Annotated in this window: 17 protein-coding genes; 11 read left to right on the top strand and 6 right to left on the bottom strand. The window is 48.4% G+C overall.

Annotation, left to right across the window (positions count from 1 at the left end; genetic code table 11):
- From phnX to C7R92_RS10485, 4 genes are read left to right on the top strand one after another with little or no spacing between them, the layout of a single operon-like run.
- Complete coding sequence (gene phnX, locus C7R92_RS10500) at nt 1–795, top strand: phosphonoacetaldehyde hydrolase (RefSeq protein WP_106834212.1); 795 nt, start codon at nt 1–3, stop codon at nt 793–795.
- Nucleotides 792–1,910, top strand: coding sequence for a 2-aminoethylphosphonate--pyruvate transaminase (phnW, locus tag C7R92_RS10495; protein ID WP_106834211.1), 1,119 nt, complete (start codon nt 792–794; stop codon nt 1,908–1,910). Before phnX ends, phnW begins: the two co-directional genes overlap by 4 nt.
- Before the next feature lie 19 nt (nt 1,911–1,929).
- Nucleotides 1,930–3,093 carry a saccharopine dehydrogenase family protein gene (locus C7R92_RS10490; protein WP_106834210.1) on the top strand — a complete coding sequence of 388 codons (1,164 nt, stop codon included), beginning with the start codon at nt 1,930–1,932 and terminating at the stop codon, nt 3,091–3,093.
- 25 nt (nt 3,094–3,118) lie between these two features.
- Nucleotides 3,119–3,907, top strand: a complete 789-nt coding sequence (locus C7R92_RS10485; protein ID WP_106834209.1) for a DeoR/GlpR family DNA-binding transcription regulator — start codon at nt 3,119–3,121, stop codon at nt 3,905–3,907.
- A gap of 56 nt (nt 3,908–3,963) precedes the next feature.
- On the opposite strand, the gene C7R92_RS10480 is transcribed toward C7R92_RS10485, so the two are convergent.
- Both C7R92_RS10480 and C7R92_RS10475 read right to left on the bottom strand, forming a co-directional pair.
- Nucleotides 3,964–5,610 carry an AraC family transcriptional regulator gene (locus tag C7R92_RS10480; RefSeq protein ID WP_106834208.1) on the bottom strand — a complete coding sequence of 549 codons (1,647 nt, stop codon included), beginning with the start codon at nt 5,608–5,610 and terminating at the stop codon, nt 3,964–3,966.
- Between the two features lie 126 nt (nt 5,611–5,736).
- On the bottom strand, nt 5,737–6,723 hold the full coding sequence (locus tag C7R92_RS10475; RefSeq protein ID WP_106834207.1) for an ABC transporter substrate-binding protein: 987 nt from the start codon (nt 6,721–6,723) through the stop codon (nt 5,737–5,739).
- A 274-nt stretch (nt 6,724–6,997) separates the two neighbouring features.
- Between C7R92_RS10475 and C7R92_RS10470 the strand changes: the two genes are divergently transcribed.
- The 7 genes from C7R92_RS10470 (at nt 6,998) to nagA (ending at nt 15,498) form a co-directional block, all read left to right on the top strand.
- Nucleotides 6,998–7,972, top strand: coding sequence for an ABC transporter substrate-binding protein (locus C7R92_RS10470; protein WP_106834206.1), 975 nt, complete (start codon nt 6,998–7,000; stop codon nt 7,970–7,972).
- A 129-nt stretch (nt 7,973–8,101) separates the two neighbouring features.
- Nucleotides 8,102–9,694 (top strand): AraC family transcriptional regulator, encoded by a 1,593-nt coding sequence (locus C7R92_RS10465; protein ID WP_106834205.1) that lies wholly within the window; start codon nt 8,102–8,104, stop codon nt 9,692–9,694.
- Nucleotides 9,695–9,825: 131 nt separating this feature from the next.
- Nucleotides 9,826–10,881 carry a FecCD family ABC transporter permease gene (locus tag C7R92_RS10460; protein ID WP_106834204.1) on the top strand — a complete coding sequence of 352 codons (1,056 nt, stop codon included), beginning with the start codon at nt 9,826–9,828 and terminating at the stop codon, nt 10,879–10,881.
- 2 nt (nt 10,882–10,883) lie between these two features.
- Nucleotides 10,884–11,915 carry a FecCD family ABC transporter permease gene (locus C7R92_RS10455; RefSeq protein ID WP_017252095.1) on the top strand — a complete coding sequence of 344 codons (1,032 nt, stop codon included), beginning with the start codon at nt 10,884–10,886 and terminating at the stop codon, nt 11,913–11,915.
- A gap of 205 nt (nt 11,916–12,120) precedes the next feature.
- Nucleotides 12,121–13,155 carry a VOC family protein gene (locus tag C7R92_RS10450; RefSeq protein WP_106834203.1) on the top strand — a complete coding sequence of 345 codons (1,035 nt, stop codon included), beginning with the start codon at nt 12,121–12,123 and terminating at the stop codon, nt 13,153–13,155.
- Nucleotides 13,156–13,203: 48 nt separating this feature from the next.
- Complete coding sequence (locus C7R92_RS10445; protein WP_017252092.1) at nt 13,204–14,283, top strand: NAD(P)H-dependent flavin oxidoreductase; 1,080 nt, start codon at nt 13,204–13,206, stop codon at nt 14,281–14,283.
- 45 nt (nt 14,284–14,328) lie between these two features.
- Nucleotides 14,329–15,498 (top strand): N-acetylglucosamine-6-phosphate deacetylase, encoded by a 1,170-nt coding sequence (gene nagA / locus C7R92_RS10440; protein ID WP_106834202.1) that lies wholly within the window; start codon nt 14,329–14,331, stop codon nt 15,496–15,498.
- A 90-nt stretch (nt 15,499–15,588) separates the two neighbouring features.
- Here nagA and C7R92_RS10435 read toward each other — a convergent pair whose 3' ends face one another.
- The 4 genes from C7R92_RS10435 to C7R92_RS10420 form a co-directional block, all read right to left on the bottom strand.
- The gene (locus C7R92_RS10435) at nt 15,589–16,710 is read right to left on the bottom strand and encodes a Ger(x)C family spore germination protein (RefSeq protein ID WP_106834201.1); all 1,122 of its coding nucleotides are present in this window, start codon (nt 16,708–16,710) and stop codon (nt 15,589–15,591) included.
- On the bottom strand, nt 16,707–17,804 hold the full coding sequence (locus tag C7R92_RS10430; protein ID WP_106834200.1) for a GerAB/ArcD/ProY family transporter: 1,098 nt from the start codon (nt 17,802–17,804) through the stop codon (nt 16,707–16,709). Before C7R92_RS10430 ends, C7R92_RS10435 begins: the two co-directional genes overlap by 4 nt.
- A complete protein-coding gene (locus C7R92_RS10425; protein ID WP_106834199.1) occupies nt 17,782–19,251 on the bottom strand; it encodes a spore germination protein in 1,470 nt (489 codons plus the stop codon). The genes C7R92_RS10430 and C7R92_RS10425 overlap by 23 nt, the downstream gene beginning before the upstream one ends.
- A gap of 211 nt (nt 19,252–19,462) precedes the next feature.
- Nucleotides 19,463–21,319, bottom strand: coding sequence for an SgrR family transcriptional regulator (locus tag C7R92_RS10420; RefSeq protein ID WP_106834198.1), 1,857 nt, complete (start codon nt 21,317–21,319; stop codon nt 19,463–19,465).
- Nucleotides 21,320–21,400 lie beyond the last annotated feature (81 nt).

Here is a 21,400-nt window from a genome sequence, read left to right as displayed (position 1 = left end):
ATGAAAGCAGTAGTATTTGATTGGGCAGGAACGATGGTAGATTACGGATGTTTCGCTCCGTTAGCTGTCTTTTTACAGGTGTTCAAAAAACGGGGGATTGAGCTGACAGCAGCAGAAGCACGCGAACCGATGGGGATGCTCAAGCGCGATCATATCCAGGCACTTTGCAAAATGGAGCGGGTAGCAGCGCTATGGCAAGAGCGTTACGGTCGACTTCCAAATGAAGCGGATGTGGACGAATTGTACGCTGACTTCGAACCGATGCTGATGGAGACGCTGCATGAGTACGCCACTCCTGTTCCGGGAGCAATTGAATTGGTAGGACGACTTCGCGAGCAAGGAATCAAAATTGGCTCGACCACAGGCTACACGAGGGACATGATGAATGTTGTAGCAGCATCGGCTAAGCAACAGGGCTACGAACCAGACGCACTTGTCACCCCAAGTGAAGTGCCTGCTGGACGTCCATTTCCATGGATGTGCTATCAAAATGCGATTCTACTGGACGTATTTCCAATGAACGAGATCGTCAAGGTCGGTGATACGACGAGCGATATGAAAGAAGGAAGAAACGCCGGGATGTGGACCGTTGGCGTCCTGAAGGGTGGAAGCGAACTCGGCCTGTCCTTGGAGGAAGTGAAAAACATGCCACAGGAAGAGCTGGATAAAAGACTGGCTATCGCAACAGAACGACTGATGGCGGCGGGTGCGCACTACGTGGTCGCGGAGATCGGATGCTTGGATGAGGTGCTAAAAAACATCGAGATGCTTCATGCAGAAGGAGAGAGACCATGAATCAGACACGACTAACCGACAATTCGTACTTGTTGCTCACCCCCGGACCATTGACCACTTCATCAACCGTACGCGAGGCAATGCTGCGGGATTGGTGCACGTGGGACCGTGATTACAATGAACTCGTACAGGCAATCCGCCAAAAGCTCGTCCGATTGGCAACCTCCCAGGTAGAGGTTTATACGAGCGTCTTGATGCAAGGCAGCGGGACCTTTTGTGTGGAAGCGGTGGTGAGCAGTGTGATTCCCGCAGACGGCAAGCTGCTCGTCCTGACGAATGGCGCATACGGGGATCGGATCGTGGAAATGGCACAAGTCCATGGAATCGCAACAGAGGTAATTGACTTTGGTGAAGTGACAAAGGCCGATGCAGAAGCTTTGGAGAAAAAACTCGCGGCAGATGCAACGATTACGCATGTGGCTGTGGTGCATTCGGAAACGACTACCGGCATGCTTAATCCCATCAAAGAAATTGGTGAAGTCGCCAAGAAGTACGGAAAAGTCTATATCGTAGATGCGATGAGTAGCTTCGGTGGCATTCCGTTGGATGCAGCACAGCTCTCGATCGACTTCCTGATCTCAAGCGCAAACAAATGCATTCAAGGCGTGCCTGGTTTCGGCTTTGTCGTTGCCAAAACGTCAGCGCTCATCCGATGCAAAGGGATTGCCCGTACGCTGTCCCTCGATTTGTACAGCCAGTGGAAGACGATGGAGGAGCAAAACGGAAAGTGGCGCTATACTTCTCCGACTCATGTCGTGCGAGCCTTTTATCAAGCACTGATAGAGCTTGAGGCAGAGGGGGGAGTTGAAAAACGGTACGAGCGTTACAAGCGAAATCAGCAGTTACTCGCAGAAGGCATGGAGCGTATCGGTTTTCGCATCCTGTTGCCAAAAGAATCACAATCGCCTTTCATTACTTCCTTTTATTATCCCGAAAGCGAGGCGTTCACCTTCGCGGAGCTGTATGAGCGTTTGAAGCAGGCAGGTTTCGTTATTTATCCGGGCAAAATCTCGCAAGCGGACACGTTTCGGATAGGCAATATCGGAGAAGTTTCCCCCGAAGATATTGAGAGATTAATCGCTGCGATGGAAAACAATCGTTTCTGGCTGGAATAAAGAAAAGGAGGCTATCGTGATGAAAGTGTTTTGCTTGGGTGGAGCGGGAAATATTTGTCGGGAAGCTGTGCTCGATCTCGTGTTGCATTCGGATTTTGAGCAGATCACGATCGGTGATTTTAATGAAGAAGAAGGTCGCAAGGTAGTCGAGTGGCTGAACGATCCTCGCGTAGATTTTGTTCCGGTAAATGTACGCGATCATGCGGATACGGTCCAAAAAATGCGCGGTTACGACATCGTCATGGACGGAACCACGATCACACTGAACGGCCTGTCTACTGCTGCGATTGCGGAGGCTGGCTGCCATGGCATCAATTTGAACGGTTTTGGGGAAGAAAACGCCTCGGATGCGATCTTCCGCGACCATGGGAAGACCTGCCTGCCAGGCTTTGGCATGACGCCTGGACTGACCCAAATGATGGCGATGCATGCAGCGAACCAGCTCGATGAAGTCGACGAAGTGCGTGTCAGCCACGGTTCCTTTCGCCCGATTGCCTTTTCCAAATCGATCACAGAGACGACGACCTATGAGTATGATCCAGATTTGCCAGGGCGCGTCGTCTATGAAAATGGCGCATTCATTCAAGTCCCGCCATTTGCTCGCCCACGCGAGATAAAGCTTCCTGAGCCATATGGAAAAACCATTCAGTACATCATTCCTCATGCAGAAACGAAGACGCTAGCACAGGCTTTGTCTCCAAAAGGAGTAAAGCTAATCGAGGTCCGGGGAACATGGCCGAAGCAAAACATGGAGCTGGTCAAATCCCTCTATGATTATGGCTTTTTACGGAACGATCCCATCACAGTAGGGGAAACAAAGGTGGGAATCCTTGATTGTATCTCCCAATACCTCTACAATTCTAGGGAGGGAAAAGAGACGGAATTATACGGGTATTCGCTTCATGTCGAGGTAACAGGTACCAAGGGCGGCCGCAAAGTAGGGCACACCCTGTACCATACACATCCGGCATCAGACGGCTCTGTAGCTGACTGGGCAGGGCTGCGCTCCTATACCCGCAACGTAGGAATCCCGCTGGCGATTGCGACTGAGCAGATCGCGAAAGGAAATGTAAAAGCTATTGGCGTCATTACACCAGAAGAAGCATTTGATCCGGCTGTGATTTTTCACGAGCTGGCAAAACGTCAGATTTACATCCATGGAGAAAAGATCGAACTGACGTAAAGCACGAGATAGGGGGACATTCGGCGTGTCGTTGTTCGGGGAAGAGCGTAAGCAAATCATTTTGCAGTTGATCAATTCCAATGGCAAGGTGCGGACCAATGAGCTGGTCGAAAAGCTGCAAGTATCGTCTGAGTCTATCCGCAGGTATTTGGAAGAGCTGGAAGCGGAGAAAAAGCTGAAGCGCGTCTATGGCGGGGCAGTAAAGCTGACAGTGGAGCGCTCCGAGCCCTCTCATTTTGCCCGTGAAGTCTTGCGAGTGGAAGAAAAGAAACGGATTGGGCGGCTGGCAGCGGACTTGGTGCAAGATAGCGATACCATTGTCATCGATGAAGGGACAACGCCTTTGCAAATGATCAGCTTTCTCGTGACGAAAAAAGATTTGACGATCCTCACTAGCTCGATCACGGCGCTGAATCGATTAATCGAGTACCAAAACAATGGAATGCTTGCGGCAGATATCTACTTCCTGGGTGGAAAGGTGAGCGCCAAGCATCATCGGGTAAGCGGGACCTATGCAGAGAAGATGATGAAACAATTTTATGTGGACAAGGCGTTTATCGCGGCTGACGGCATCCTGCTCCATAAAGGCTTGACCTGCTATGAGCCAGATCGAACGGAACTCGCCCGTTGTTTCATCGAAAATGCCAATGAAAGCATTGTGCTAGCGGACCATTCCAAGATCGGTGTCAGCACATTGTGCAAGATCGCAGACTTAGGAGAGGTCGACATCGTGATCAGCGATATGGCAGCACCAGCAGAATGGAATAAAGGACTCCAAGCAAGAAACGTAGCATGGATGGTAGCAGAGGAGTAGTAGTAAGAGTAAGCAGGCCAGCGATTCCCCACGACAGGGAAGCTGGCCTGTTTGCTTCAGGAAGAATGGCGCAGCAAAAGTGGCAGCATTTGCAGCAATCTCTCTCTGGTAAGAGCAGCGCCCCAATTCCATTTTTGCGCTTCTACAAAATAGACATAGCCGTTCTGAACGGCAGGCAGACTCTTCCACCTATCACTTTGCATCAATTCAGAAGTAGCCTGACGCGATTCGGTGTCTTCGGACAGCAGCATAAAGATCCGATCGCCTGCGTACAGGGGGATGTCCTCCTCTCGAATTTCGATAAAGCCGTAGCCAGCTTGCAGTACTTCTTGAATTTTATCCACAGGAGAAAAACCGTTTGGATGGTAAAGGGCGGAGGAAAGTCCTGAAGTGCCCATTACGAACAGACGCCCGCCATGCTCATGGATAAAGACGGATGCAGTCTCACCAGGCACAAGCTCGGAGCGGAGCTGATTCCACATGGTGGTAGCATTCGTGTGGTATTTCCTGAGCCATTCCCGCGCCTCGTTCTTTTTCCCCAGCCAATCTCCGAGTGTATGCAACCGTTCCTCCAGCGAAGCAAATGAATTAAACGTGAGCGTTGGGGCAACCTGGTTCATCTGCTTGTATTTGTCTTCTTCTGCGTTCGCGAAAATGATCAGATCTGGCTTCAATGACTTCAAATGGTCATAGTCAACGGGAAAGTCGATATCCTGCATGTGTTTTACCTTGTCTCGATAGATGGTTCGTTCCATCCAGGTAAAATTCCCTCCGACGATATTTTCAACATGGAGTGCGAGCAAATCATTAAACGTCTCCCCAATATAAAGGATGCGTTGTGGCTGAAGGGGGATCTCTACCTCATGGCCTGTCCAGTCCTGCACGAGCACCATGCGGTGAGTCAGCCTGGAATATTGCCTTGGCGTGTAACCGGTCGTCTTTCGAAAGCGACGATTGAAATAATACTCATCCATGAAGCCGACCTGCGAGGCGATGTCCCGCAATGAATCGTTCGAGCTTTTCAGGAGCTCTTTCGCATGATGAATACGCAGCGCTGTCACATATTCCAAAGGCTTTTTACCCGTCAACTGGCGAAAGAGCTGCGTGTACTGCCACGACGGCACATTGGCTAGTTGTGCCAACTGCTTGACCGTCATGTTCTCTTGATAATTTTGTTGGATATAACGAATGCTGTTCTCGACCTCTGTGCTCTTGCTAGGGATAAGGTCAGGAGACAGATTTTGCTCCAGCAAAAATCCGAGTAGCTTCTGGAACCGCAATTGCTGCCAATAGCTGTCCATTTCAGAAGAAGTTGATTTGCCTAAGAGCAAAGTGTCACATAAGCGCAAGAGCCGGGCAGAGGGGTGAGCGGACAGCTCGATACGGCCATCAAGCAATGCGTATGGGTACGGTAGAGGTCTATTGTCTGGATCGAACGAGATGACGGTAAACGAGATTTGGTAGCACTCAGTCGCGCTGTCGTACAAGGATTCGATCGCAAAAGGAGTAGACGGTGAAAGCAAAAAACACTTTCCTGCCAAAGGTGAAATCGTTTGATCGTGAATACGGAGGCTGCCGTAACCTTTTGTGAAGAAGAGCAGGGTATGGAAGGGAGTGGGTGAAGGACAAGCCGTCCGCTCTACTTGACACAACTGAAAATGAAGGGAACCGAGCGGGGAATGAGGTGGTATAGAGTGAAGCATCGGTTATGCCCTCCTTTTTTATATGAGAATAATTATCACTCGTTTTATCAATCGTATACAAAAAAAAGAAGCTTTTCAATCATTGTTGAAAAGCTTCTCATGTTTCATTCAGGCGGACATGATGGACTACTTCGCCAGGATTTCAGGAATCCTTTGCAGGAGCCATTCTCTTGTTGTCGCATCACTGCTAGATTTTTCGATGTCGATAAAGTAGACATAACCGTTTTTAACAGCAGGAAGGTCCTTCCAGATACGTGATTTTAGCAGCTCCTGCGTTGATTTCTCAGCTTCCTCGCTCGCAGTATTCAGAATAAAGATACGATCTCCCGCTATTTCGGGCAAACGTTCCACAGAGATGAGTTCAAATCCTTTTTGTGCATCGAGTATTTCCTGAATGGGCGCAGTGGGCTTGAATCCGTTTGTATCGTAGAGGACTTGGGAAAGCCCTGTTCTTGCCATGACAAACAGCCGATCACCCGGATAATAGGTAAAGACAGAGAGGGTTTCTCCTTCTTTCATGATGCCAGACTCCTTCAGTTTCTTCCACATCTCCTCCGATTTGAGCTTGTAATCGGCAAGCCATTTGGTGGCTGCTTCCGGTTTCCCAATCATATCACCGAGCTGGGTCATCCGCTCTTCCAACGGGGCGAATGTATCAAAAATGACGGTAGGGGCGATTTTGGTTAGCTGTTCATATTCTTTTTCTTCGGTATTTGCATGGATGATCAAGTCGGGCTGTAATTCTAGGACTTTTTCGAGATTAATGGGAAAACCGACATTCTGGACATCGTGCAGTTGGTCTTCAAAGATTTGGTTGGTGTACCCGAATCCCCCAATCGGCTTCACGCCCAACGCGAGCATATCGCCAAATGTCTCACCGGAATAGATGATTCGTGCGGGGGAGACCGGGATGTTACCTGCATGCCCGAGATAATCAGTATATGGACGCGTTTGGCTTTTCTGACTTGCCTCGCTGCTCGTTGCGCTTGTTGCTTCTTGTCCAAGTGTGGAAGCGGTAGTTGCTTGCGAAGCGGATGGACTGCATCCAATGAGCAAGCTGCCAGCCAGTATGAAAATTCCTAACGTTCCGGTCATGTTGCGCATGTGTTTCATTTCTATTTTCCTCCAGTAGTCGTTTGAATCTGTTTGTTATCCAATGATAATCATTATCAGATATAGCTTAGCAGCTCAATGGACAAACGTCAGATAGGCATCATTGATTTTGTACAAAGAGAAGGATTTCACACGGACAGTTGTGGAGTTTGGACAAAAAATAATGGAGAAAATGCATTGTCAGATGGCGAGGAAACACATATGATCAGGATGCAAATAGTGAGAATGAGAATCAATTTTATAATCATCAACAGATGTGAGAGAGGGTAGAAAGATGGTAAGAACGGTTCGGAATGCAGGATTGGCATGGATGGCATTATTATTGATCATGATGCTCGTGTTAACTGCGTGTACAGAAAAAGCAGCGGAGCCAACATCCACTGAGCAGAAAGCACCGACAGAGAACACCGCTGCGAAAACCAAAGTGGTGAAAGACGCCTATGGCGATGTAGAGATTCCGGTAAAGCCACAGCGGGTAGCTGCTATTTATCAGGAGGACTTCTTGACAGCATTGGGTGTGACCCCGGTTGTCCAGTGGTATCACCCGGCATGGGGCAAACAGGATTACCTCGGGCTGGACGTGCCTCTTTTTGATATTACAGGAAGTATGGAAGCGTTGCTTGCAGCCAATCCGGATATTATCATTGTGGATGGCTACGCTGATCCCAAGAAATATGAGGAATTCAGCAAGGTAGCTCCTACGTACAAGCTGCCGGATGAACTCCGTAACGACACGATTGGAAGACTCAAGAAAATCGCCGAGGTGCTAGGCGTTCCAGAAAAAGCAGACGAAGCGATCCAAAAGTACAATGAGAAAATTGCGGATACCAAAGCAAAGCTAGAAAAGGCGATTGGCAATGAAACAGTAGCCGTCATTCGTTTGAACGTGGGAAATAAGCCGAATTTGGCCCTCTTCGGAGATGGCAATGTTTACACAGGCATGCTTTATAAGGAGTTGGGCCTTACGCCATATTCCGCTGCCAAAAATCAAGAAACACATGTGGTATTATCAGAAGAAGCCATCCCGGCTATCGATGCAGACCATATCATTGTTTTCCCGTCGAACGGCACGTGGAGTTCCGAAGAAAACAAGGATGCGCTCAAGATTTTGGAGAGCCCAATCTGGAAATCTGTTCCTGCTGTGAAAAAAGGCCATGTCTACCCAATGGAGCGGACACATTGGCAATCCGGCGCCATGCTGGCCAATATGAAGAAGGCAGACGACTTGGTCAAAGCGTTTGTAAAGTAATCGAGTTCAATAGAGAAAGCGCGTCATATCGGCTGATGCGCTTTCTTTTTCATTTGTGGAGCTTGTCCTCGGGATGTTTACTTATTATAATAATAAATGATAATCATTCTCACGATAAGGGTGAGGGAGATGAATAACGAAGCATCCGGGGCCAAGCTATCTCCACCATCATTCTTTGCAATGACGGCCATCCAAAAAGGTAATGTGGAAAGATGGCAGGACTATCAAGAGCCGGAAGACTACACGATGATTGTAGCGACAGACGGAGAAGGGCTCATTGAAATCGAATCATCGACTTATCGGTTCACTCGGGAGCGTTGCTGGATTGCAGCACCGCGTCAGAACGTTCGGATCAGTTGCACGAGTCATGTTCTCGACTATTATTATCTGACTTTTCGTGTCGTCCACACGGGAGCTCCGACGAAGGCACAATCTTCCGAGGCTTTTTTCTGTACGGGGGAGTTGACCTGCACGCCTTTTTCACGTGTCGTTGAATCGCTTGCGGAGATTTACAAGCATCGCGATGGCACGGAGGCGGTGCAACGATTTTACCATCACGTGCGGTTTGAGGAATTGCTATGCGTTTTGGCCCAGCAAAATGTACCAGGTAAAACAAGTTTGGACCCGAGGAGAGCTGTTGAACGTTCGATTGCGTATGTAGAGGAGCATTACCAGGAGCCGCTGACCGTAGAGCAGTTGGCAGAGGAAGCGCATGTGGCACGTTGGCGATACACACAGCTTTTCAAAGAAATAACAGGACAAATACCGCTTGATTACATCCATCACCTGCGGATGAATCAGGCGAAGCAGCTACTGCTCATGACAGGTGATCGGATCAACGAGATCGCCCAAAATGTCGGATTCAACAGCGAGTATTATTTCAATCGTCGTTTTAAGCAGAGTGTAGGGCTCACGCCAGGAAAATATCGCAACATTCATCGGGATGATTTACGAGTCGTCTCTCTTTATATGGAGGATTATTTGCTGGCTCTTGGCATTCGACCCGTCGTTCAATGGGCGCATACATATTGGGGGCAGCAGGACTATTTGGGCCTGCATGATGTACCGACCTACGATGTGCTGACAGATGACGTGCAGCTCTTGTCCAGTCGTGCCCCAGATGTCATTATGCTTCGGGAATGTACAGGCTGGAAGGAGAATGCGTATGCCAAATGTGCCCGGATTGCCTTCACATGCGTGATTCGGCAGTTCGGTCCTGAGTGGCGAAAAACATTGCGCACCCTTGGTGATCGGTTGGGCCGAAGTGAATTGGCAGAGCGGTCAATCGAGCAGTATGAACAAAAAGTAAGAGCTGCCAAAAATGTAATGGGACGCAGTCTCGAAGGGCAGAAGGTAGCCTTCTTGCGCATATCGACCGATGAAATCCTTGTGGAGAAAAACTACACATCGCAGGTGTTGTTTCAAGATTTGGAAATGGAGCCGGCTCCACTGGTAAAAAAACAATTTGCCAAGCAGGTGAGAGAAGGGGTATCGTGGGAAGAGTTGTCTACGCTGGATGCTGATCATATTTTTTTCGCCTTTGACAAATGGCATCAGGGAAAAACAGGTGCCGAACAGCTACAGCTCAACCATCCCGTGTGGCAAGCGCTTCCTGCTGTCCAAAACAAGCGGGCGTATCAAGTGGATTTCATGACCTGGATGAACCACGGTGTGATCGCCAACGGAAAAAAAGTCGATGATGTCCTCAAGGTGTTAGCCTAAATGTACAAAGATAAGTGCGCGTTTGTCCATTGACACTGTTTTCATACATCGCCTAAAATTCTTTTATGATAATAAGAATCAATATCATCAAAAACAACTCAGCTCCATACTAACAAAAAAAGGTGGCACGTATGAGTCAACACGCACATTCCCTGAAAGAGGGGAATAACGGAAAGCCGGTTGCGTTTCGCTCTCGCCCTTGGGCAGCGACGCTAATTTTGACCGGCGGAGTTTTCGCATTAATACTAGGGATGTTTTTGTCTGTGTCATTTGGAGCAGCCGACATCCACTTTGCTGTCGTATGGGAAGCTATTTTTCAATTTAATCCTGATATTACGCAACACCAAATTATTCAGGAGATTCGTTTACCGCGACTTCTCGGCGGTGCAATGGTCGGGGCGAGTCTCGCTGTTGCAGGTGCCATCATGCAAGGGATGACACGCAACCCGCTGGCAGATTCCGGATTGCTTGGTTTGAACGCAGGTGCCGGATTTGTTTTGGCTCTCTGCTTCGCCTTTTTCCCAGGTCTGCCGTTCATGTATCTGATTCTCTACAGCTTTTTGGGTGCTGGTGTCGGGGCAGGTATGGTTTACGGGATTGGTTCCTTGGCAAAAGGCGGCTTGACTCCCGTGCGACTCGTTTTGGCGGGTGCTGCATTGACCGCACTATTGTCTGCGTTAAGCGAAGGGATTGCCCTTTACTTTAAAATTGGACAAGATTTGGCCTTCTGGTATGCAGGCGGTGTGGCGGGAACCAAATGGTTTCAGCTTGAAGTCATGTTTCCGTGGATTCTCGCAGCCCTTATTGGTGCCATGATACTGTCGCGTTCCATTACGATGCTCAGTCTTGGAGAAGAGGTAGCAAAAGGATTGGGGCAGCGCACGGCGTTAGTGAAACTGGCAGGCATGATCATCGTTCTTATTTTGGCTGGATCAGCAGTTGCCGTTGTTGGGGCAGTAGGCTTTGTTGGATTGATCATTCCGCATATGACCCGCTTTTTGGTTGGGGTCGATTACCGATGGATCATTCCTTGTTCAGCCATTTTGGGCAGCTTGCTCGTCGTTTTCGCCGATTTGGCCGCAAGAATGGTAAATCCGCCGTATGAGACGCCGTTAGGGGCACTTATTGCGCTAATCGGTGTACCGTTCTTCCTTTACTTGGCGCGTAAAGAAAGAAGGGAGATGTAATCATGCAGCATATGGTTTCCCATTACCAAACCCGCAAAAGAAATAGAGCCTTTGCGGTTATGACGATACTCGCTATCCTCATTTTCATCGCGTTTATCATCAGTATGAACACAGGCTACATACGATTGTCACCAAGCGATCTGCTGATGACGCTGATCGGATCTGGAACAGACAAACAAAGCTTGATCTTGTTTGAATTCCGCTTGCCGCGGATTGTTATTTCCCTCCTGATTGGAGCAGGACTTGCCGTATCTGGGTGTATTATTCAAGGGATTTCCCGCAATGCATTGGCAGAGCCCGGTATTTTAGGGATCAACGCTGGTGCTGGCTTGATGGTAATGCTGTTCATTTCATTTTATCCCTCGACGTCTGCCGCACCTGTTTTTTTGCTGCCGGTGTTGGCTTTGCTTGGGGCCAGCGTGACAGCAGCGCTGATCTTCGTCTTGTCATATAAAAGACACAAGGGATTGTCTCCGACCCGTATTGTATTGACGGGGATTGCCGTGGCGGCTGGGATGAGTGCCGCGATGATCGTCTTGACGCTGAAGCTGAGTCCGGATAAGTACCAGTTTGTGGCGACTTGGCTCGCCGGTAGTATCTGGGGGACCAACTGGAAGTTCGTTCTTTCGTTGCTGCCCTGGATCGCCATTTTAATCCCCTATGTTTTTTACAAAGCACGTGTCATGAACGTGCTCAATTTGGGAGAAGAGTTGGCGAAAGGCTTGGGTGCACCCGTTGCCAAAGAGCAATTGAAGCTGCTGGCTGCCGCAGTCGGGCTTGCTGCTTCCTGCGTGGCAGTGAGTGGAGGCATCGGTTTTGTCGGGTTGATCGGTCCGCATTTGGCCCGCAGACTAGTGGGGCCAAAGCATGAGATGCTTTTGCCTACATCAGCGCTAGCGGGTGCACTATTGGTCATCGTGGCTGATACCATCGGACGCTGGATCATGCAGCCGTCAGAGATTCCGACTGGTATCGTTGTAGCCGTTATCGGTGCTCCGTATTTCTTGTACTTGCTGGCACGTTCAAAAGCATAGTTTCGCAAACTGTGGATTTGGCGAGCGTTTTCCCGTCTAGTTACGAGGAAGACGCTCGTTTTTGTATACAGCGAAGTGGAGATCAGGCAATTTGGGAATTGAAAAGAGGGAAATGTTGGAGGACAATGGGGGGAAGAAGCAACCGCCTTGTGTTTGCTATAATATCAGCATAAGCATGTATCGGGACGAGAAGGAGTAAAGGCATATGATCGATCGATTAGACCACTTGGTTTTGACGGTAAAAGACATCGAAGCAACCTGTCACTTTTACGAAAAAGTCCTGGGAATGAAGGCTGTAACGTTTGGCGACGGCAGGATGGCCCTGCACTTCGGCCAGCAAAAAATCAATTTGCATCAAAGCGGACAAGAATGGGAGCCAAAAGCGATGCATCCAGTCGCAGGCTCCGCTGATCTATGTCTTGTCACATCGCTTCCACTGGAGCAAGTCATCCAGCATATTCATGCATGCGGCGTCCATTTGGTGGAAGGACCTGTTCCAAAAACAGGCGCCATCGGGCCGATTCGTTCGGTGTATTTGCGTGATCCGGACCATAATTTGATCGAGGTCTCCCAGTACCTGCCACAGGAATCAGGGGCGGCTTCCCTTGTTCCTGCCATCAAGGAGATTTCCAAGAGATTGCAAGAACGTGAACGAGGGACGAGCGGCGCATACAGTGTCTTGCTCCCGCTCGTCAAAATGGCTGACAACCAGCTAGGCATTTTATTTGAAAAAAGAGCCAGTACGATGCGGCGACAGGCGAACGAGGTTTGTTTTCCGGGAGGGCGAGCTGAGAAGAGTGACGAATCCCGTTGGGTGACGGCTGCTCGGGAAACAAGCGAGGAGCTGGGTATTCCACTTGATCGGATTCATTTTGTAGGCGAACTGGATCAGGTGATTGGGCCAGGCTCCTCCATTATTACGCCCTTTATTGGATTCGTGGAAGGAATCCCTGACATGAAGCCGAATCCAGACGAGGTCGGAGAGGTCTTTATCCTTCCACTCGATCGGCTGTTGGCAACACAGCCAGCGAAGTATCTTTCCTCAGTCATGACCGAGCCCGAAGAGGATTTTCCTTATCATCTGATCCCGGGTGGCAAGCGATATCCGTGGCGAAAAGGGACAGTCGAGCATTTGTTTTATGAGGTGGACGGGCGTGTCATCTGGGGGTTAACCGCCCGGGTGTTGGCTCAGTTTCTTGAATGGATTCGCAGCGACGACCAATCAACTAGTAAACAATAAAAGCGGTTGTTCATTTTGAACAACGATAAGCTGAGGAGTGGATTTACCATGTGGACAAACAATCCTATCACTTCGCGTTTACATTTGAAATGGCCGATTATTCAGGCGCCAATGGCAGGGGGGGCGACCACACCCGCCCTGGTAGCCGCTGTCTCAGAAGCAGGGGGACTCGGAACGCTCGGTGCGGCGTATATGTCTCCTGAGCAGATTCGTGAGGCGATCAAGTCCATTCGGGCGTTAACGGACAAACCGTTTGGGGTGAATCTGTTTATCCCGGAAGATTATGATGCCGACCAGCCGATCGCAGAGAGCATTGCCCAGGCAATGAATGAGGTACGAGATCGACTGGGCATCCCACAAAATCCGCAGGTGACGCAATTTACAGAGCCGTTTGGTGAGCAGATGGCTGTCGTTTTGGAGGAACAGCCCGCGGTTTTCAGCTTTACCTTTGGTGTTCTGGATCATCGCTTGATGGCAGAGTTGAAGCAGCGGGGAATCACTGTCATCGGAACTGCGACAACCGTTCGCGAAGCGATTGCATTGGAAGCGAGCGGAGTTGATATGATTGCCGCCCAAGGTAGCGAAGCAGGTGGGCACCGTGGTTCCTTTTTGCCAGATTCACCGGGCAATATGATTGGAACAATGGCGCTCGTCCCGCAAATGGTGGATCGGGTCAAGATTCCCGTCATCGCGGCTGGAGGGATCATGGATGGTCGAGGGATCGCAGCAGCACTCGCGCTCGGGGCACAGGCGGCACAGCTCGGAACGGCTTTTCTGACGTGTAAGGAGAGCGGAGCACATGCCCTGCACAAGAAGGCCATTTTGGAGACGAGGGAAGAGTCCATCGTGATGACACGTGCTTTCTCTGGTAAATGGGCAAGGGGTATTCAAAATGAGTTTATGACAACGCTCGCCCCATTTGATCACGAGCTCCCGACCTATCCGGTACAAAATGCCCTGACCAAAGACATTCGAGCCGCAGCGGGCAAGCAGCAGCAAATTGCGTACATGTCGATGTGGGCGGGGCAAGCAGCTCCACTCAGCCAGGAAATTAGTGCGAGTGAGCTCGTTGAAAAGCTGGCAGCGGAGACGACGAGGATTTGCAGCAATCTGGGGCAACCCCAGTAGAATAAACGCGCAAAGAAAGCCACGCGAAAGACGGAGGAAATCAGAGTGAACCAGGAATACGCTCTCAAGGGGAACCTTGTCGCAGATGGACAGGAATTGCATAATGGTCTCGTAGTCGTGGGAAATGGAAAGATCACCTATGTTGGCAAGGCTGATGAGTATGGAAAAGCTTTGCCAAATCATGTGGTGACAGTAGAGGATGGCTGGATTTGCCCTGGATTCGTCGATATGCACATGCATGGGATTGATGGATACGACACGATGGACGGGACGCCGGAATCACTTCAGGCCATCTCGACTGCACTTGCACGGCATGGGGTGACGTCTTTTTTGGCGACGACGATGACAGCTCCTTATGATCAATTGGAGCAGGTGCTGGTAAACATCGCGCTGAACAGCAGGGAAGGGCTTCCGGGGGCAGAAGCGATCGGCATCCATCTGGAAGGCCCGTGGATCAATCCTCGTTACAAGGGAGCGCAAAAAGAAGAAAACATCGCGATCCCCAAGCTCGATGTAGTGCAAAAGCTTTACGGGTTATCAGAAGGTCTGATCAAGGTCGTGACGATTGCGCCTGAACAACCGGAAGCACTTGAAGCGATTGCATGGTTAAAAGAACGCGATGTCATCGTGTCTGCTGGACATACAGGCGCTACATTTGCCCAGGCGACGGAAGCGGTAGATGCGGGCGTGCGCCATTTTACACATTGCTTCAATGCCATGACAGGACTGCATCATCGGGAGCCGGGCGTAGTGGGCGCCGCGATGTATCATGAGCAGTTGAGCACAGAGCTGATCGCAGATGGCATCCATGTGCATCCAGCAGTCATGAAGATTTTATATCGGGTCAAAACGGCTGAACGTCTCGCCCTCGTCAGCGATTCCATGCGGGCAGCCGCGATGGGCGAAGGGACTTACGACCTTGGTGGACAAGAAGTTCACGTCCATGATAATCAGGCAAAGCTCGCAGACGGAACACTGGCTGGAAGCATCCTGACGCTGAATCGGGCGGTCGGCAATATGGTGACTTTAAGCGGTGTCTCTTTGCCAGATGCAGTGGAAATGGCTTCCCTGACACCAGCAAGCATCCTTGGCTTTGGCGAGCGAAAAGGACGTCTGGCGGCAGGGTATGATGCGGATATCACGGTATTGAATGCACAATTTGACGTGACGATGACTTTCGTTGGGGGCAAGGAAGTTTACCGCCAATTAAAATAGTTTCTTGTTGTTGCAAAAAAGCAGTCCAAGGTCGGTTGGATTGCTTTTTTGCGTAAGTTAATCTCTGAGAACAAGTTTTATTCCAATAAATTAATTGATAATCCCTTTTTTAGTAATGTCTACATGAATCTGAGGAGCAAAATGCACTTTTTGATAGTTGCTCCCCCAGTTTTCCTTCTGCCTCTTCCAAATTTCAGGATGAAATGCCATGAGTTGTCTGGCGATACCTAATCCATCGCAGCGGGCTTCTTGCATTTTTTGAAGTGTTTTTTTAGCTAAATCAGTCATCGCCTTAGATAGATGCTGGTTTAACTGGGCAATCATTTTCTTATCATTTAACTGATCTTTGGGATATTCTTCGACACCTACTGTCCATTTTAAATCCAGCGTAACCGAAATTTGATCGTCCGGTTGAACCAACACTTCCATCTTTCGCTTTGATTTATTTATTTGAAAGGTAATATAATCATGGCTGCCTTTATGGTCTTTCTGTGCACTTAATTTTTGTGTAAAACTCGTTATTTTCCCCATTCGGGCTTGCAACAATAAACACATGGTAGATTCATCAGGGCTCAGTACTCCTGTGAATCGTTGATCATGAAACATGGCAATACGGGAAATGTCCACTCGTTTCCCTTTTCGCACAAGGTAGGGAAGAACAAAATCCTCTCCAGGGTCGATGATCGCAGGGTAAATCGTTTCAAGGGTCACCTTGGGAATGGATGTAGTCTTTTCTTTACTCTTGATTAATTCATCAATTTCTTCCGCAATTAAGACATTCCCTACTTTCTTCAGGGAAAGGATGTCTGTCGCCTTTCCTTGCGTCACTGCGATTTTTGCGTTTAGAGCGCTCTTGGGATCGCGGTAAAAAACATCAAGAATTGGATAAATATCTTGTTTTGCCAGTTCTTCCCCAATGAGGATAACTCGATTCCTGTAACTGCGAAGCAGCCGGGATACTTGATTATCCGCTTTATCACGAGTATCTCTTGGCGTATTGCCGACTGCGTATATAATATCGTTAGCAGGACTCTGCTGCTCGCTCTGAGGCAAGTCTCGTATGACAATAGTGGTTAGGAGTTTTCCATTCGGCGCAAGGTCGAACCCTGCTCCATAAATCAAACGAGCATTTCGCAAGAGATCTTGGTCCCAACACCCAGCCATTAATAAGAAAACAACGAGAGCTGTGCTCGTAATGCACATCCTTTTCATCTGGTTAACGCACTCCTTTTCTTTGATAAATACGAGAAGAGGAGAAAGATCAAAGGAAGAACAACCACAAACAAATAATGTGAAGTCTTAAGGATTCGATCGTAGAGGTCGATAATCGATGGGTCTTCTGATAACAAAGCCAGAATAAAAACAATGAAAGCGGCATAGAAGACTGCCTTTTTATGTTCACCTCGGTGGAAGAAATGGCCTAAGCCTACTGATGCCATGTAAAGCCAAGAGGCAATGGCAGTGCTAACGATGAAAATCCATAGAGATAAAAAGAGTAAATCGATCCGTTGAATGATTTGGAAGGAAAATCCTTTCAGCATATACAGAAGAGGCTCCGAAATGGCGGGCATGATCGCCGGACTGAAAATGACCAAGTTGGTAAATACCTCGAAGGTGTAAAAAAGTACAATCAGCATATTGCCAACAGAAGCTGCCTTTAATTTCCCTCCGCTTTTCCCTTCAACAAAAGGATAAATCACCAACATCACTTCGTAACCGACTAACGGAAACAATGCTTCATTCGCAGCTTTGATGATATTTCCCCATCCCGCGTCCGTTATAGGGAACAGATAAGTAAAGTTCGCATTGGCATAACCGAACAAGGATAATAACACCATCACAATGATGGTAAACGAAGAGATGACAAACAGCCTGGCAATCACTTGAAGGGGCTCTTTAACCAAATAGATACAAGTGAGGAGAGTGAGAAGTAATAAGGCCCATCTCGGTGTTGCTTGGAGCACCCACTTTCCTACGATTTCGGCAAAAAAGCTTAAAATCGTTCCCGCAGAGAGCAAAAAGTAACCAATATAGGCCAATCCAAGGAGACTTCCAAGAAGCTTTCCCGTGATTTTGGGCAAGAAACTGAATAGCGTATCGGAAGGAAACCGTCTGCAAAGACCCCAAAGAATGACAATAATCACTTGTACTATCAATCCCGCGATTAAGGTTGAGATCCATCCGCCTCCCTTGGCGGCTGCTTGCATTTTATGAGGAAGCGTTAAAATTCCAACTCCCACTTGAGATTGGATAACAAAAAACATGAACTGCCCTTGGGTGATTCTACTCTGTTCCGGGATCATCATGTTCCCACCCTCTTGAATATCTTTCTTGGCTTACGCTTTTTGGATGCGGGTCATGGGGACGTTGATTCAAGCTCCAGATTGGAAAACGTACAAATGTATCCTTCAGGTCTTTGATTCGAAGAGGCATAACAGGCGCAAAATAAGCTGTACCAAAGGACTCTAATTTACATAAATGAATTAAGAGAAAAAGCAATCCAAACATGATCCCGATCAAACCGAACATCGCGGCAAGAATCATCAGGGGGAAGCCTAGAATACGAGATGCCGTACTGATCTCATTGGAAGGGGCCACAAATGAGGATATAGCGGTTAAAGCAACAACGATAACCATGGGATACGAAACCAATCCAGCTCGTACGACCGATTCACCGATGACTAAGCCGCCGACAATGCCGATCGTTTGGCCTACTCGGCTCGGCAAACGAATCCCTGCTTCACGTAGCACTTCTAATGTAATCTGCATGAGAAAAGCCTCTACGATGGGAGGAAACGGAACTCTGTCAATGCTGCTTTTTACGGTATAAATCAAATCGGTAGGAAGAATTTCAGGGTGAAAGCCAACAACAGCAATATACAGGGCAGGGACCAGAAAAGAGGTGATAAAGCTAAACAAACGAATCAGTCGCAGGAACGATCCGACAATCCACCTGCTGTGATAATCATCTGGGGTTTGATAAAAAGCAAAGAAAGTCACAGGCAAAATTAACGCAGACGGGTCTTCATCAGATAAAATAACGACACGGCCTTCCATGAGATGGGCTACAGCCCGATCCGGCCTTTCTGTAAATAAGATTTGTGGAAAAATAGAAAATGGCTTGTCTTCAATCAGTTCGGCAATGAATCCAGGTGAGAGAGTGTTGTCCATCACAATGGAACGAAGTCTGGAATCCACTTCTTTAACCAGATCTGGATTGGCCAAATTCTGCATAAAGAGAAGAGCCAATTTTGTTTTGCTTTCCGTTCCGACCTGATAATAGCGAGCAACTAGGTTCGGATTTTCAATACGCTTTCGCACCAGATACAGATTCGTGATGAGGTGCTCAATAAAACCATCATGAGCGCCGCGAATAACACCCTCGTTTACCGGTTCCGAGATACTTCGTTTATAATCAGCCGCGACTCCGACTACGAAAGCATCTGCTGTACCTTCAAGCAACAATACGCAATTTCCTTGAACTAACGCCTGGGGCAACTGGCTCAGATCTGACTTTCTTGTAATGTTCACAGAGGTAATGATTTTATCTAAGGTTCCTTCTTTATTTTCTTCTAAGGGCTGAATGATCTCTTTTTGAATTCTCTGTTGGTCAGAAAGGGACTCCAAAAAGACGATGAGGCCCTCCAATTGATGAAACTGAATGCTCCGCCACTTCAGATCACTTGAATGAAACAACTGGTTTTGAATGTACTCCTTGTTTTCCTGCAAGGAAGGAGATACGTCTATTTTCATGTGATCTGCCCGCCTGTTCGAAATTTTTACCTGTAAATATCCGGCATTTTACTGCGCTTAGTTGCAATTAATGTAACCATTAAAATATGCTTTATTCCCAAACGCCAAAAGCCCTCTTATTTAACAAAAACAAATCGGCGGAGTCTAGGAATGAAACTCTTCTCTTCCTAGTCCGCCGTTGTTTTCTTTGATGGGACCAATTTATGCCTACTTATCGCTTCGTTTCCTGCAACACATCTGGCTGAAACCAGATCTTATGAAAGTCCAGCCAGCCCGACGAGTTGATCGACACACCTCGCAAAGACTTGTGAAAGAACGTAAGCGTCTTTTTCTGAACCAGATACAAGACAGCATAGTTTTCCTTGATCATCACCTCAATCTTGGCGAGGTGGTGTTCCCGCGCAAGTCTGTCTGGTTCCTGCAAAGTCAAACAAATCTCCTTGTTGATCGCCCGAGCCAATGTTTCATCAAATGCGGGGAGAAAGTAATTTCTTTGCAAATACATCTCCAGCTCGCTAATTTGATCGCTGCTAAACACATTGCCGTACAGCTGGCAGTCATGTTCAGGCAAACAATCACGATTCGAAAACTCCCATGGTTCTCTCACGGCGACTTCCAGATGAATGCCATAATCACCGCATCGTTGTTGAATCCATAGTGCATCTTCTTCATGGTAGGCTGTGGTCACGAGACGCAATGTTTCTCCCTGATAGTCGCTTTCCTGTAGCAGGGACATGATTTCAGCATGGCAGAGCTGCTCGTTCTCTCTCGCTCTTACCTCCCTTAAAGCAGGGTGATACGTGCGGAAGCCTTTTGCCGGGTGTATGCGATCTCCGCCCAAATCGGCTATCATTTGATTCCGGTCAATTAGCCTATCCAGAGCTTGGCGGAACTTGATATGATTGTGCGGACCGCTCTTCCACTGGTTAAAAACAAGCAAATTGCAGCAGGAAAAAAACGCCTCCGTATCGCACCAGTCCTGACCATCCTGAATGACTGCTTCCTTCAATGCTTGTGCTTTCGACTGGACCCCGTGCGACACCATCACTGACGCCCAATTTGGTTCTTTTAGGCGCCCCATATCCAACTCGGGGAAGATCAAAATTTCCACACGATCCAACTGCGGTCTCCCGAGAAAATGAGCTGGAAATGCCTCTAGAATACAGATCCCCTCGTCAAGGCGGGTTAGTTGAAAGGGGCCGGTTCCAATTGGCTTTTCTCCAAAGTCTTTTTCATCCTGCCGAACGATTTCTTCTGGAACAATGCTTGCGTGAATCGTTGCCAGTAGCCGCAGCAGCAAGTAATTCGGTTCTTTTAGCAGGATGTGCACGGTTCGCTGGTCCATAGCCTCAATCAGTTCTATGTCACGAAACATCCAGCTTGCTTCATACGTGTCTGGATGAAAACGTAGTCGATTCAAGGAAAACACGACATCATGGGCAGTCAATTCCCGTCCATGGTGAAAAAGCACGTTCTTTTTCAAATAAAAGGTCCACTGCTTGGCATCTGGGCTGCTTTCCCAAGAATGGGCGATGGAAGGCAAAATAGACCGACTGTTCAGATCATAATGGACGAGCGTATTGAATAGCTGTCCCGCCAAATGGGCATCGAAGTGATAATAAGCGTGACCAGGGTCCAGCGTCACAATCGTGCGGTACACCGGAAAGCGGATGATATCTTGGGAACGGTTCGATACCGAGTGGTTGGAGAAGCCCATTCCTTCCGAGAGCCAATCCATGATCTGGTCTTTGACGGCTGCTTTGCCGTAGCGATTCATGAGCTCCATCGCTTCTTTGACGTCGCCCTTGTCTATTTGCAGCTTGACCTCGGCGAGGAGGATCTCATCAGAATCAGTATGAAGCGTCATGACCGAGACATTTCCTCGCCCACGTCCCGCCTTCCATTCGACCCACCCTAGCTCGACTAGCTTACGGACAATCAGCTTGGCGTAGCGAGGCGTGCAGTGCCAAATCCCAGCCAGCCTTTCGATGGTGACAGGGAACGGTTTCCCGATTTCTTCTTGATGAAAAAACGAACGAAGCTCTAAAAAATGCAGAACGGTAACCATGCAGGCCCCCATTTCTCATATAAAAATGCATGTGCGAAAAGGTGATCAGATTCAATCAAATCAAACCCTTTTTCCCCTTTT

The sequence above is a fragment of the Brevibacillus porteri genome (assembly GCF_003013475.1).
In the GTDB taxonomy this organism is placed as follows: Bacteria; Bacillota; Bacilli; order Brevibacillales; family Brevibacillaceae; genus Brevibacillus; species Brevibacillus porteri.
The sequence above is the reverse complement of the archived record's forward strand: the minus strand, read 5'-3'. Positions and strand labels throughout refer to the sequence as shown.

What these genes read in the sequence shown, in the direction of transcription:
- C7R92_RS10465 (WP_106834205.1), top strand. Translation starts at nt 8,102, where the DNA reads ATGAATAACGAAGCATCCGGGGCCAAGCTATCTCCACCATCATTCTTT.
- phnX (WP_106834212.1), top strand. Translation starts at nt 1, where the DNA reads ATGAAAGCAGTAGTATTTGATTGGGCAGGAACGATGGTAGATTACGGA.
- C7R92_RS10480 (WP_106834208.1), bottom strand. Translation starts at nt 5,610, where the DNA reads ATGCTTCACTCTATACCACCTCATTCCCCGCTCGGTTCCCTTCATTTT.
- phnW (WP_106834211.1), top strand. Translation starts at nt 792, where the DNA reads ATGAATCAGACACGACTAACCGACAATTCGTACTTGTTGCTCACCCCC.
- C7R92_RS10490 (WP_106834210.1), top strand. Translation starts at nt 1,930, where the DNA reads ATGAAAGTGTTTTGCTTGGGTGGAGCGGGAAATATTTGTCGGGAAGCT.
- C7R92_RS10425 (WP_106834199.1), bottom strand. Translation starts at nt 19,251, where the DNA reads ATGAAAATAGACGTATCTCCTTCCTTGCAGGAAAACAAGGAGTACATT.
- C7R92_RS10460 (WP_106834204.1), top strand. Translation starts at nt 9,826, where the DNA reads ATGAGTCAACACGCACATTCCCTGAAAGAGGGGAATAACGGAAAGCCG.
- C7R92_RS10455 (WP_017252095.1), top strand. Translation starts at nt 10,884, where the DNA reads ATGCAGCATATGGTTTCCCATTACCAAACCCGCAAAAGAAATAGAGCC.
- C7R92_RS10475 (WP_106834207.1), bottom strand. Translation starts at nt 6,723, where the DNA reads ATGAAACACATGCGCAACATGACCGGAACGTTAGGAATTTTCATACTG.
- C7R92_RS10430 (WP_106834200.1), bottom strand. Translation starts at nt 17,804, where the DNA reads ATGATGATCCCGGAACAGAGTAGAATCACCCAAGGGCAGTTCATGTTT.
- C7R92_RS10420 (WP_106834198.1), bottom strand. Translation starts at nt 21,319, where the DNA reads ATGGTTACCGTTCTGCATTTTTTAGAGCTTCGTTCGTTTTTTCATCAA.
- C7R92_RS10450 (WP_106834203.1), top strand. Translation starts at nt 12,121, where the DNA reads ATGATCGATCGATTAGACCACTTGGTTTTGACGGTAAAAGACATCGAA.
- C7R92_RS10435 (WP_106834201.1), bottom strand. Translation starts at nt 16,710, where the DNA reads ATGAAAAGGATGTGCATTACGAGCACAGCTCTCGTTGTTTTCTTATTA.
- C7R92_RS10470 (WP_106834206.1), top strand. Translation starts at nt 6,998, where the DNA reads ATGGTAAGAACGGTTCGGAATGCAGGATTGGCATGGATGGCATTATTA.
- C7R92_RS10445 (WP_017252092.1), top strand. Translation starts at nt 13,204, where the DNA reads ATGTGGACAAACAATCCTATCACTTCGCGTTTACATTTGAAATGGCCG.